The sequence below is a fragment of the Sellimonas sp. genome, assembly GCF_047234585.1.
GTDB classification, from domain to species: Bacteria; Bacillota; Clostridia; order Lachnospirales; family Lachnospiraceae; genus Sellimonas; species Sellimonas caecigallum.
In genome coordinates, this window is the sequence record NZ_JBKSWG010000006.1 from 79,632 (window position 1) to 92,022 (window position 12,391).

At 46.6% G+C, this 12,391-nt stretch carries 10 protein-coding genes and 1 riboswitch; of the genes, 8 read left to right on the plus strand and 2 right to left on the minus strand.

Annotated features, from left to right (window positions below):
* The first annotated feature begins 148 nt into the window (after nucleotides 1–148).
* Nucleotides 149–246, plus strand: a riboswitch (SAM riboswitch).
* 137 nt (nucleotides 247–383) lie between these two features.
* The 5 genes from metK (at nucleotide 384) to rlmB (ending at nucleotide 5,697) form a co-directional block, all read left to right on the plus strand.
* Nucleotides 384–1,571, plus strand: a complete 1,188-nt coding sequence (metK, locus tag ACLROL_RS03875) for a methionine adenosyltransferase (protein WP_087200053.1) — start codon at nucleotides 384–386, stop codon at nucleotides 1,569–1,571.
* A gap of 98 nt (nucleotides 1,572–1,669) precedes the next feature.
* A complete protein-coding gene (locus ACLROL_RS03880; RefSeq protein ID WP_087199999.1) occupies nucleotides 1,670–2,827 on the plus strand; it encodes a sensor histidine kinase in 1,158 nt (385 codons plus the stop codon).
* Complete coding sequence (locus ACLROL_RS03885; protein ID WP_087199997.1) at nucleotides 2,820–3,509, plus strand: response regulator transcription factor; 690 nt, start codon at nucleotides 2,820–2,822, stop codon at nucleotides 3,507–3,509. Before ACLROL_RS03880 ends, ACLROL_RS03885 begins: the two co-directional genes overlap by 8 nt.
* A 133-nt stretch (nucleotides 3,510–3,642) precedes the next feature.
* Entirely contained in the window at nucleotides 3,643–4,878 is a 1,236-nt protein-coding gene (locus ACLROL_RS03890) for a glycoside hydrolase family 3 protein (protein WP_413067366.1), read from the plus strand.
* 33 nt (nucleotides 4,879–4,911) lie between these two features.
* Entirely contained in the window at nucleotides 4,912–5,697 is a 786-nt protein-coding gene (gene rlmB / locus ACLROL_RS03895) for a 23S rRNA (guanosine(2251)-2'-O)-methyltransferase RlmB (RefSeq protein ID WP_413067367.1), read from the plus strand.
* A gap of 56 nt (nucleotides 5,698–5,753) precedes the next feature.
* Here the strand turns inward: rlmB and ACLROL_RS03900 are convergent, their stop codons facing one another.
* Nucleotides 5,754–6,482 (minus strand): serine/threonine protein kinase, encoded by a 729-nt coding sequence (locus tag ACLROL_RS03900; RefSeq protein ID WP_287449165.1) that lies wholly within the window; start codon nucleotides 6,480–6,482, stop codon nucleotides 5,754–5,756.
* A complete protein-coding gene (locus ACLROL_RS03905) occupies nucleotides 6,482–6,889 on the minus strand; it encodes a zinc ribbon domain-containing protein (RefSeq protein WP_287449163.1) in 408 nt (135 codons plus the stop codon). Before ACLROL_RS03905 ends, ACLROL_RS03900 begins: the two co-directional genes overlap by 1 nt.
* A gap of 154 nt (nucleotides 6,890–7,043) precedes the next feature.
* Here ACLROL_RS03905 and ACLROL_RS03910 point away from each other — a divergent pair, with 154 nt between their 5' ends.
* From ACLROL_RS03910 to ACLROL_RS03920, 3 genes are read left to right on the plus strand one after another with little or no spacing between them, the layout of a single operon-like run.
* Entirely contained in the window at nucleotides 7,044–8,375 is a 1,332-nt protein-coding gene (locus ACLROL_RS03910) for a Wadjet anti-phage system protein JetA family protein (protein ID WP_288723760.1), read from the plus strand.
* The gene (locus ACLROL_RS03915) at nucleotides 8,372–9,016 is read left to right on the plus strand and encodes a DUF4194 domain-containing protein (RefSeq protein ID WP_287449159.1); all 645 of its coding nucleotides are present in this window, start codon (nucleotides 8,372–8,374) and stop codon (nucleotides 9,014–9,016) included. Before ACLROL_RS03910 ends, ACLROL_RS03915 begins: the two co-directional genes overlap by 4 nt.
* Entirely contained in the window at nucleotides 8,967–12,317 is a 3,351-nt protein-coding gene (locus ACLROL_RS03920) for an ATP-binding protein (protein WP_413067368.1), read from the plus strand. Before ACLROL_RS03915 ends, ACLROL_RS03920 begins: the two co-directional genes overlap by 50 nt.
* Nucleotides 12,318–12,391: the final 74 nt, after the last annotated feature.

The following is a 12,391-nucleotide window of genomic DNA, read 5'->3' on the forward strand; positions in this document are numbered from 1 at the left end:
TATCCGGAACACCTCTGATGCACTGGAGAACATGAAACAGTTCTTGTGCATCAGGAAATCCGGGTTTCTTTTTGTATAGAAATCACTTGACAGACATTCCTTCAAGTGTTATGATTCCGTAGTGTAACAAACAAATATTTTATATTTTCTCTTATTCAGAGTGGTGGAGATACATAGGATCTGAGAAGCCACGGCAACCCCGGAGACGGAAGGTGCCAGCCTGAGCGAGTAATCGAACAATAAGAGGATTGATATATGATGTAATATAACAGTCCGCTTATGGTGGGCTTCTTTTTTTGCTTCGGACAATTTTTTTGAATCAAAAAAAGACCGCCAGGGAAACATGGAATGGATTAAAAGAGAAAAAAGAAAGGCAGGAAAAGATGGAAAAATTATTGTTTACTTCTGAATCCGTAACGGAAGGACATCCGGACAAAGTGTGCGATGCTATTTCCGATGCGATCCTTGACGCACTGATGGAACAGGACCCGATGAGCCGTGTAGCCTGTGAGACATGTACGACGACCGGACTTGTGATGGTTATGGGAGAGATCACGACAAGCGCGTATGTTGATATTCAGAAAATTGTCCGTGATACGGTAAGAGAGATCGGATACACAAGAGGAAAATTTGGATTTGACGCTGACACATGCGGCGTTCTCGTGGCAATTGATGAGCAGTCTTCCGATATCGCTATGGGCGTGGATAAGGCTCTGGAAGCGAAAGAACATAAAATGTCAGACGAAGAGATCGAAGCTATCGGAGCCGGGGATCAGGGAATGATGTTTGGCTACGCTACAAATGAGACAGAAGAATATATGCCTTACACGATCGCGCTGGCACATAAGCTGACAAAACAGCTTGCGAAAGTCAGAAAAGATGGAACACTTCCGTATCTCAGACCGGACGGAAAATCTCAGGTAACGGTAGAGTACGATGAGAATGGAAAGCCGTCCAGACTGGAAGCGGTAGTACTCTCTACGCAGCATGACCCGGCTGTCACACAGGAGCAGATTCATGAAGATATTCGCAAATATGTATTCGGTCCGGTTCTGGATGAAAAGATGATCGATGCGGACACGAAATTCTTTATCAACCCGACAGGGCGGTTTGTCATTGGCGGACCACACGGGGACAGCGGCCTGACAGGAAGAAAGATCATCGTGGACAGTTACGGCGGAATGGCACGTCACGGCGGCGGAGCATTCTCAGGAAAAGACTGTACGAAAGTAGACCGCTCCGGCGCGTATGCCGCACGTTACGTTGCAAAAAATATTGTGGCGGCAGGGCTTGCAGACAAGTGTGAGATCCAGCTTTCTTACGCTATCGGCGTGGCACAGCCGACATCTGTATGGGTAGATACGTTCGGTACAGGAAAGCTTTCCGACGAAAAACTGGTGGAAGTCATCCGCGAAAACTTTGACCTGAGACCGGCCGGAATCATCAAGATGCTGGACCTCAGACGTCCGATCTACAAACAGACAGCAGCGTACGGACACTTCGGACGCAACGACCTGGATCTTCCTTGGGAAAGATTGGACAAGGTGGAAACACTGCGCAGTTATTTATAAAAAGTTTAGAAAAAATTGGGGGCGCTTGGGATGTAAGCGCTCCCTTTTCATGTTATACTGTATCTATGAATTGACGTTGGCAGAGAGGAAGTAAGAGTTTGAAGCTAAAGACAAGACTGATCATTTCATTTGTCGTCATCACGATCCTGCCTGCAGTGCTGGCAGGGCTTGTCGTATGGGGAGTGGCAAGATATCAGATCCATGTGATCGAGCAGACATACGGGCTTACCGGTGCTCAGTATCAGAAGTTTGAGCAATCCTTAAGTACGCTGAATCAGATTCCGGAAGTGCATGATTTCATTATCAGTATGTTTATCGGTGTGGTCCTTATCCTGGCACTTACGGCAATGCTTATGATTTTATGGATTTATGGAAGCCTGCTTCGGCCTATTGAGAAGATGGAGATTGCCGTTAAAAGCATTACGGAGGGAGAACTGGATTTTGAGCTTCATCCGGAAAAAGACGACGAGATCGGGCAGCTCTGCCAGGATATCGAGACGATGCGCAGACGGCTGAAGGAAAATGCCGAAGAAAAGCTGAAAAATGATAAGGAGAACAAAGAACTGATCAGCAATATTTCCCATGATCTTAAGACACCGATTACTGCTATCAAAGGATATGTGGAAGGAATCATGGACGGTGTGGCAGATACGCCGGAGAAGATGGAACGCTATATCAAAACCATCTACAATAAAGCAAATGAGATGAACACGCTGATCAATGAACTTACACTTTACACAAAGATCGATACAAACCGTATTCCGTACAATTTCAGTCCCTTGTCGGTAAACGATTATTTTAATGACTGCGCGGACAACCTGGCGTCTGAACTGGAAAGCCAGGGAGTGGAATTTGGTTACTTTAATTACGTGGAGGGCGACGTAAAGATTATCGGAGATGCAGAGCAGCTCATGAGGGTAGTCAACAATATTATCAGCAACTCTCTGAAATATATGGATAAAGTGCGGCCGCGCATCAATCTCAGGGTAAAAGATGTAGGCGACTTTATCCAGGTGGAACTTGAGGATAACGGAAAGGGGATCGACGCGAGAGATCTGCCGTATATTTTTGACCGCTTTTACCGGACGGATGCTTCACGGAATTCTTCAAAAGGAGGAAGCGGGATCGGACTTTCCATCGTGAAGAAGATCATAGAAGAACACGGAGGAAAAATATGGGCCACAAGCAAGCCGGGCACCGGAACGGTCATGTATTTTGTAATCCGCAAATATCAGGAGGTACCTATTTATGAGTAAGATTTTTATAGTAGAAGACGAAGAAGCGATCGCGGAACTGGAGCGGGATTACTTGGAGCTGAGCGGCTTCGAAGTGGAGGTATCAAACGACGGAAATGCGGGACTGAAAAAAGCGCTGGAGGAAGATTTTGACTTGCTTATCCTGGATCTGATGCTTCCAGGAGTCGACGGATTTGAGATTTGCCGGAAAGTGCGGGACGCAAAGAACATGCCGATCATCATGGTTTCCGCAAAAAAGGATGATATCGATAAAATCCGTGGACTTGGCCTTGGGGCGGACGACTATATGACAAAACCATTCAGCCCGAGCGAGCTGGTAGCCAGGGTAAAGGCCCATCTGGCAAGGTATGAACGCCTCATCGGAAGCCATGCAGAGGAGAATAAGACAATTGAGATCCGAGGGCTGAAGATCGATACGACAGCGAGACGAGTATGGATCAACGGGGAGGAGAAGGCATTTACCACAAAGGAATTTGACCTGCTGGCATTTCTGGCGAGTCATCCAAACCATGTGTACACAAAGGATGAGCTTTTCAGTGAGATATGGGATATGGAGTCCATCGGCGATATCGCTACCGTGACAGTGCATATCAAAAAAATCCGGGAAAAGATCGAGTACGACACATCGAAACCACAATATATCGAAACCATCTGGGGAGTCGGATACCGGTTTAAAATGTAGCAAATCAAGACACTGTGCAAGGAAAGAACTGCGCAGTGTCTTTTTTCGGACATGTTCTTGCGCAAAAGAAGAGTCGTGGGTATAATACTAATAGTCAAAAGTAAAAGGCAAGAAAAGTAAGGGGTTTTATGAAATGAAAAGAAGAAAGAAAAGCAGAAGCGCGAGGGCAAAATGGATTTTTGGCATCAGCTGTATGGCGATATCTGCGGCGGTCATGGGAGGCATCATCTTTTTCAGCAAAGCGGGGAGAGACGAGATGGTGCCAGGTAACAGTCAAGAAGAAGAAAGCCAGATATCCGAAAAGCAGGGAGAAGACGAAAGTAATAACAAAATCCAGGAAAAGCTGGAAGATATGACTCTGGAAGAAAAAGTGGCACAGATGTTTATGGTCGCGCCGGATGCTCTGACAGGAGTGACGGGGACGATACAGGTTGGAGATATTACAAAAGAGGCCTATGAGGACAGGCCAGTAGGCGGCCTTATCATGATGGGGAATAATCTTGAAACGCCGGAGCAGACAAAGGAATGGAATGCTTCCATGATGGAGCTTAGCCAGGAGAAGACAGGACTTCCGCTTTTTCTGTCCGTGGATGAAGAAGGAGGGACGGTGTCCCGGATCTCAGGGAACGATGCGTTTGGAGTAGAAGATGTAGGAGATATGTCCGAGATCGGTAGGAAGGAAGACAAACAGAAGGCATACGATGCAGGTAAAACCATTGGGAGCTATCTAAAAGAGCTGGGATTTAATATGGACTTTGCGCCTTTGGCCGATGTGTGGACGAACCCGGAAAATACCATTGTGAGGGAGCGTTCCTTTGGTTCAGACCCGGAGCTTGTGGCCAAAATGGCGGCGGAAGAAATCAAAGGGCTTCACAGCCAGGACATCTACACAGTAACAAAGCACTTTCCGGGACATGGAGGCACATCGGAAGATTCCCATGAAGGTGCTGCTTATTCTGAGAGTACAGAAGAAGAGCTGGAGAAATGCGAGTTCCTTCCGTTTAAAGCTGCTATTGAAGAAGGAACGGAATTTATTATGGCAGGACATATTTCCTTGCCAAACGTACTGGATGACGATACCCCTGCATCATTGTCGAAAGAGATCATCACGGAGATGCTGAGGGAAAAACTTGGCTATGACGGCATTGTCATCACGGACGCCATGGATATGGGGGCAATTACCAGGAGCTATACTTCCGCAGAAGCGGCAGTCAAGGCAGTGCAGGCCGGAGCGGATGTCATCCTCATGCCGGAAGATTTTGAAGAAGCATATCAGGGGATCCTGTCCGCGGTAAGCAACGGGACGCTTCCGGAAGATCGGATTGATGAGTCGGTGGAGAGGATACTGGAAGTGAAGATGGCCAAGTAGAGTTTTTATTGAGAAGACACAGGAGAATATTTTATGATAACAAGCACATCAAATCAGAAAGTAAAACGGATTTTGAAGCTCCAGAAAAAGGCAAAGGCCAGAGCCCAGGAAGGGGTTTTTCTCGTGGAGGGGCTGCGCATGGTACGCGAAGTGCCGAGAAAAAGAGTAATAGAAGTCTATGCCTCCGAGTCGTTTTTAGAGAGACATGGAGATATCCTGGAGGGGCTAAAGCGCATCACGGAGGTCGTAAGCGACAAAGTCTTTGAGCATATGTCTGATACGAAGACGCCGCAGGGGGTGTTGGCGGTTGTGAAAAGACAAGAGTACCTTCTTGAAGAAATGCTCAAAGAGAAGGAAGGGAAAAAGCCCTTTCTCATCGTCCTTGACAATCTGCAGGATCCGGGGAATCTTGGGACTATTGTGCGGACAGCAGAAGGGGCAGGAGTGACCGGCATTATCCTGAGCAGGGAGAGTGTGGATTTCTATCAGCCAAAGACGATCCGCTCTACGATGGGATCCGTCTACCGGATGCCGGTTCTCTACGTTGAGGATCTGGAGGAGACCATTAAAAAGATGAAAGGCTGCGGTATTCATGTGTATGCAGCACATCTTGATGACAGCAGATATTATGATGAAGAAGATTATACGGAAGGAACTGCATTTCTGATCGGAAATGAAGGGAACGGTTTGCGGGGAGAGATCAGCGCGGCGGCCGACAGAAAGATCAAGATTCCGATGTATGGACAGGTAGAGTCGCTGAATGCAGCCATGGCGGCAGGGATTTTGATGTATGAGGCGTGCAGACAGAGAAGAAAATAAAAGAAGCAGGCAGAGGGCAGTGATTGTTTTCGAACCCTTTGTCTGCTTCTTTGATGTCAGAAAAGAAAATGTTCTTTTGAAAAATTGCCTCCGTGCGGAAAAAAGGAGGAGTGGAATGCCTCTGCTGCTTCTTTAGTATCGAGAAAAGGCTCTTCCAGTTCTACCATGCGCAAAAGACAGTGTTTCTGCGCAGACGTGAGCGGCAGCACTTCGTGCCAGGGCTTTTTACGGTCCCCCTTGTATCCTGAACACAGAAGATACAAAAGCACATTCCCAACATATGGGAAGTCTAAAGAAGGGAGGAAACCACCTTCAGGATCTGTGTAGCGTGCCAGCCCGAAATCCAGCAGACTGATATGTTCGCCGTCATCCGTGATATTGGCGATGCTGATATCACGGTGCACGACGCTTCGGCTGTGAATATAGATCAGGATATCGAAAAGCTGGGAGCCGATCCGGAAGATTTCAGAGTCTGAAAACACCTTGTGGTCCCTGAAAAGCCAGTGTTTCAGTGTCTTTCCCTTTTTGTATTCCAGAACAAAGAAATATCCGCTGGGGCTGTTGATGATCCCGCACAAGGCAGGGACCGCAGGGTGGGAAAGCCCGGACAGGATCACGGCCTCATGCCGATGGTCATCAGGATACTTTTTATGCTGGCGGGGGCGGAACCGTTTCAGGACAAACTGCTGTCCCTCTGTGTTTTCTGCCAGATAACAGACGCCGTACCGCCCTCCTCCAAGCCGGGAAAGGATGTGGTATCCGGCCGGATCATGACGAAACCACATTACCGTCTTGGTGTACCGCACTCAGGGCAGAATTTTGCGTTAGGCGGAAGCGGTTTGCCGCAGTTTTGACAGAAGGCCGCAGTGTTGATCGGGGCTCCGCAGGACAGGCAAAATTTGGAGCCTGCCGGGACAGAAGCGCCGCACTTAGAACAGACGGCGGAAGATGCTGAATACGGCTGCTGCAGATTCTGAGGGTAGCCTTGCTGAGGAGGCACGTTCGGATAGCCTACCTGCGGTGGGATATTTGGATGGTATCCTCCCTGATACTGCCCCTTTCTGCGGCGACGGTCAGAACTGGAGGAGCCTCGGAACACACCGAACAGTCCTCCGTTTTGAAAGAAATCAACAGCTTGATTTGGATTTGGTTTGCGTCCGCTGCTGCTGGAATGCGAAAAGAAATTGAACATAAATAAGACCTCCTTTAGCCTGAATTGTTAATGGAAAGTTGCTCTTATTATATAATATTCGGAAAATAGAGGTCAAGAGGAAGCTGTTTTGGCAGGGGGAATTTTATGTGGTATACTAAGAAATAAGAAAAAAAGAAAATAAAAGGAAGGTAGTATGGGATTGATATATGAAATACCGGAGACATTCTGGACGTTGTTCCGGTCGCCAAATCGGGATATCTACATAGAAGCGCTTCTGAGGATCAATGACGAGTACCAGTATAATAATTATTTTCTCAGCCGGGAACTTTGCCTGGAGATATTAAATGATATGTATGAGGGAAAGAAGATTGATTTTGAAAAAGAGGAGGCGGACGAGGAGCCGGAAATTTTTGACACGACGGCATCCCGTGTGCTGACTTGGCTTTTGCGGGCGCAGTGGCTGAAGAAACTGGAAGATTTTGGGAGTATGGTTACGAATATTGTGATTCCCGATTATGCATCTGTTTTCATCGAGGCCTTTGAGCGTCTGAACAGTGACGAGGAGGAGACAGAAATCTATATCCAAAATGTGTATGCGGCATTGTTCTCATTTCAAAATGATAAAAGGAACAGCATTGCCATGCTGAGGACGGCTCTTGTGAATACGAAGAAGTTAAATAAAGCTCTTCAGGATATGCTGCACAACATGGATCGCTTTTTCGGGCGGCTTTTAAACCAGCAGTCGTACGCAGATCTTCTTAGGGAACATCTGGAAGGATATGTGGAAGAGATTGTAAAAAAGAAGTACCATATCCTGAAGACAAGCGACAATTTCTATCTGTATAAGAGCGATATCAAGGCCTTTCTCAGGAAGATGAGGGAGGAGGACGAGTGGGTCGAAACTCTCGGAACAGAGGGGATGGAGATCCTGGATCAGATAGAACGGGGATTTGATGACATTGAACACCGGATTTTCAATATGGATAAGGAACACATCAAATATGTGAGGGCTACTGTTATGCGGCTTACATACCTTCTCAGGGGAGAATCCGACACGAAAGGGCTTGTGGCAAAGCTTTTGAACCGGATTGGGCAGGAGGACGATACGGGACCGCTGCTTAAAAAGGCCGCCGCGAAGATGAACTTTTCAAAGTTTGACATTCTGTCTGAGAAGTCTCTGTACAAAAGGAGAAAAGGAAAGAAAGATTTTATAAGCCAGATGGCAAGAGAAGAGGAAGAAGAGAAGGAACTGTCCAGGGAGGATGTACTGCTTTTGAATCGAATTCAGACACGGTATACCAAACAGGAGATTGAGACGTTTATAGAGGATCATATGAAAGATGAAAAGATGGATCTTCGTGATGTCTCCATCCAAAGTGAAGGAGAGTTTGAAAAACTGATCCTGGCATATGACCTGTGTACGAGAAAGAATAGTAAATACCAAGTCATCACAGAGGACGCCGGCATCAAGGAAGACGGGAATTACCGTTATCCGGAGTTGGTAATCGTAAGGAGGGAACCATGATAGAATATTTTGACCTTCTGTCGGAAGAGGAACAGGCAGATTTGACTGAGATCATTCAGCTTTTTTACCGGCAGACGTTTCTTTTGGAACATAAGTATGATAAAAAAACCGAGCGGTATCAGTACAACAAAGAGTACCGGACAGCCCTCAAGCACAAAGAATTTCTGAAGGCATATTTTGGTATCGCAGGGATAGAGCTTTCAGAGAATGTCCACATGGGAATTCTCTACATTCAGGGAGAGACTCTTTGGGGAGAAAAACTTCCGAGACTTGCCACCATCTATATGCTTGTACTGAAGCTTCTGTACGACGAACAGATGGAGGAAGCGTCCAGCAGTATGCAGATTGTCACGACTCTCGGGGCGGTCAATGCCAGGGCGGGAAGCTTCCATGTTCTCCGGTCCATGCCGTCTCCGACGGAGATGCGCCGTGCTGTCGCATTTCTGAAAAAATATCAGGTCATCGAGCCGATGGACGTTCTGGAAGAATTGAACGAAGATACAAGAATGATCATCTATCCGTCAGTCAATGTGGTGCTGATGGGGGATGATATACGGGAACTACTGAAAACATTTGATGAGGAGGAAGAACGTGGAGAAGAAGCAGCCATTCAAAGCACTATCGAGGATTTGTCTGAATAACTGGCATTATATCGACAAAAAAATTCTGACTTTCAGTGAAGGAATCAATTTTTTTACAGGACATTCCGGAAGCGGGAAATCCACAGTCATCGACGCCATGCAGATCGTTCTCTATGCAAATACCGATGGGAGGGGCTTTTTCAATAAGGCGGCGTCCGATGATTCTGACCGAAGCCTGATCGAATATCTGCGGGGGATGGTCAATATCAGTGACAACAATGAGTCCCAGTATCTCCGAAACCAGAATTTTTCCAGTACCATCGTACTGGAACTTACGGAGACGGATACGAGAGAAAAACAGTGCGTCGGTGTCGTTTTCGATGTAGAGACTTCTACCAACACAATCGGGAGATTATTCTTCTGGCACCGAGGGGGACTTCTCGAGAATGGATACCGAGGAGACGCAAGATGTCTGACGACAGGGGAAGTCCGGGAATACCTGCACCGAAACTTCCGGCCGGATTCGTATTACTGCGGTCCAAGCAACGAGCGGTTCCGCAGACAGCTGTATGATATTTATCTGGGAGGGCTGGATATCGAAAAATTTCCAAGGCTTTTCCGGAGAGCGATCCCATTTCGGATGAATATTCGGCTGGAAGATTTTGTGAAAGAATATATCTGCACGGAGAAGAAGATCGAGATCGAGGATATGCAGGAAAGCGTGATGCAGTACGGAAGGATGCGTGACAAAATCGAGGAGACGATGGAAGAAATTCGGGAGCTTGAGAAGATCAAGAAACAGTATGGCACGTTCCAGGAAGCGTACAAGGAGGAGAAGCGGGCGCTCTACTGTGCTGGAAAATTGGAGATTGAGGAACTCCGGCAGAAGATACGGGAGTATCAGGATAAAAATGCATCCTGTGAAGAGGAGGCTGAGAAGCTGAGACAGCAGAAAAGCAGGATGGATCAGGAAATCGAAGAGATCGCCGGACAGGTGGAAGACGTTGTAAAACGGATTGCCGGCACAGGGTACGATGCGCTGAAAAAGGAAGAAGAAAGTCTGGACGAGATGCTGGGACGTCTCTATGCAGGAAAAGAACAGTGGGAGCGGACCATGCATGCGCTGAAAGAGTGGAAAGATTTTGAGAGGACTCCGGACGCTATTCGCAGAGGGATACTTTGTCTTGAAAAAGGGGAAGATAAGGAAGAACAGATCCTGGAACTGAAAGAACGGTTTGTCGTTTTCAAAGAGGAATTGGAAGGAGAAAGACAGGATCTTTCAGCAAGGATGCGGGAGTACAGACAAAACCTGGAGAAGGTCCACGAAGATCTTTTGCAGATCCGGCAGGGAAAGAAGATGTATCCGAGGGAGCTTGAGGAGGCACGGTATGAGATCAGGAATGAACTTATGAAGCGGACAGGGAAGATCATCCCGGTACGGATTCTGGCAGATCTTATTACCGTAAAAGATGAGCGATGGCACAATGCCATAGAAGGGTATCTTGGAAACACGAAACAGCTTATCGTCGTCCCGCCGGAATATGTAAAGGATGCCATGGAAATTTATGGAAACATGGATCAAAAGAGGTATTGCCGGGTATCTGTCCTGGATACGGGAAAGATTCTGGGAGAAGAACATCCGATAAGAAAAGGTTCCCTTGCGGAGGAGACAAAGACGGAAGAAAACTATGTGCAGCAGTATTTGAATTTTCTGCTGGGAAATGTCATGAAATGTGAGAGCATCGAGGAATTGAAGGCATGTCGGATCGGAATTACCCCAGACTGTATGGTTTACCAGAGATACTGCCTTGGACGGATCCATCCGGATCAGTACACAAAGAAGGCATATATTGGAGAGGGAAGCCTGAAAAAACGCAGGAAAGAACTGGAACAGATGCGGATGGAACTGGAGGAGCAGCAGATTCCTCTCTCACAAGAGCTGAAAACCATCAGCGAAACGATAAAAAATCCGGAACTGGAACGTCCGCTGGAAGAATATCTCTCTATGATCCGGGACATCCATGGGATCAACGAGAAAGAAGAACGAAAGAAAGCGCTTCAGGAACAGATGAGACAACTGAAAGAACAAAATCTCTCCGGTATGGAAGAAGAAAAGCGCAGACTTCAGGAGGAAGAGGCAAGAAAGAAGGAGCAGGAAAAAACTGTCGAGAAAGCCATCTGGGCAAAAGAAGAAAGTATACGAAAATATCAGGAAATGCTTCTGTCTCTCCACGCAGAACTTCTCGAAAAAGAGAATACCCTTTCCAAGAGCAAAGATGGGGAGGAAGCCTACGCCCAGTTTATGTCCGGAAGGACGAGCACCAACTATGAATATCTGAAAAGCCAGTGCTACCGTGAGATTTCCGGTATTCAGAGAAAAAAAGAGGAAGAATACACGGCACTCATTGACGTGCGAAGCGCTTATATCCGCCGTTACCCGAACCGCACATTTTCCACGGGGGATAGAGAAAATACAGATTACGATCAGCTGCTCGACAAACTCAGATGCGGAAATCTGGAAGAATATGAAACCCTTGCAAACGAGCAGGCCAGAATGGCCATCATGCATTTCAAAGAAGATTTTGTCTATAAAATCCGGAGCGCCATCAAGGAGGCTTACCAGAATCAGGAAGAGCTGAACCGTATTATCAGCAAACTGGATTTCGGAAAAGACAAGTATCGGTTTGTGATCACAAAAAATAAAGGGGCGGACGGCAGATTTTATGGTATGTTCATGTCAGATACACTGGACATCAATCCGATGAAGCTGTCAGATACGATGGAACATCAGATGGATCTTTTTACGATGGAACACGAGGAAGAGTATGGGGATCTCATGAACGAACTGATTTCCATTTTTATTCCACCGGAACACGCAACAAGGGAAGAACTTGAGGAAGCGAGAAGGAATATGGAAAAATATGCGGATTACCGCACGTATCTGTCTTTTGATATGCAGCAGATCGTCAAAGGGGAGAAGATCGGACTTGGGAAAATGATCCGGAAAAACTCCGGAGGAGAAGGACAAAACCCGCTCTACATTGCCCTTCTTGCAAGTTTTGCCCAGATTTACCGAGTTAATGTAAAGACGAAGGTAAGAAGGCCATCCACTTTGCGTCTTGTCGTTCTTGACGAAGCGTTTTCCAAAATGGATGCGGAAAAAGTTGCAAGCTGTATTGCGCTGATCCGGGGACTTGGATTCCAGGCTATCATAAGCGCCACAAACGATAAAATACAAAACTACCTGGAAAATGTGGACAAGACGTTTGTCTACGCAAACCCGGATAAAAAGCATATCTCCATACAGGGGTTTGAAAAAGTGGAGTTTGGACAATTAAAAACAGAAAACAGGATAGAATAAACAGTAGATTTTTCCAAAAAAATAATGTATAATTTAAAACAATAATGATAATTTTTATCAAAATTATAGGAGGT

Bases quoted from the DNA above. Each gene is read 5' to 3' on its own strand.
- metK (WP_087200053.1), top strand. From the start codon at position 384: ATGGAAAAATTATTGTTTACTTCTGAATCCGTAACGGAAGGACATCCG.
- ACLROL_RS03885 (WP_087199997.1), top strand. From the start codon at position 2,820: ATGAGTAAGATTTTTATAGTAGAAGACGAAGAAGCGATCGCGGAACTG.
- ACLROL_RS03890 (WP_413067366.1), top strand. From the start codon at position 3,643: ATGAAAAGAAGAAAGAAAAGCAGAAGCGCGAGGGCAAAATGGATTTTT.
- rlmB (WP_413067367.1), top strand. From the start codon at position 4,912: ATGATAACAAGCACATCAAATCAGAAAGTAAAACGGATTTTGAAGCTC.
- ACLROL_RS03900 (WP_287449165.1), bottom strand. From the start codon at position 6,482: ATGTGGTTTCGTCATGATCCGGCCGGATACCACATCCTTTCCCGGCTT.
- ACLROL_RS03905 (WP_287449163.1), bottom strand. From the start codon at position 6,889: ATGTTCAATTTCTTTTCGCATTCCAGCAGCAGCGGACGCAAACCAAAT.
- ACLROL_RS03910 (WP_288723760.1), top strand. From the start codon at position 7,044: ATGGGATTGATATATGAAATACCGGAGACATTCTGGACGTTGTTCCGG.
- ACLROL_RS03915 (WP_287449159.1), top strand. From the start codon at position 8,372: ATGATAGAATATTTTGACCTTCTGTCGGAAGAGGAACAGGCAGATTTG.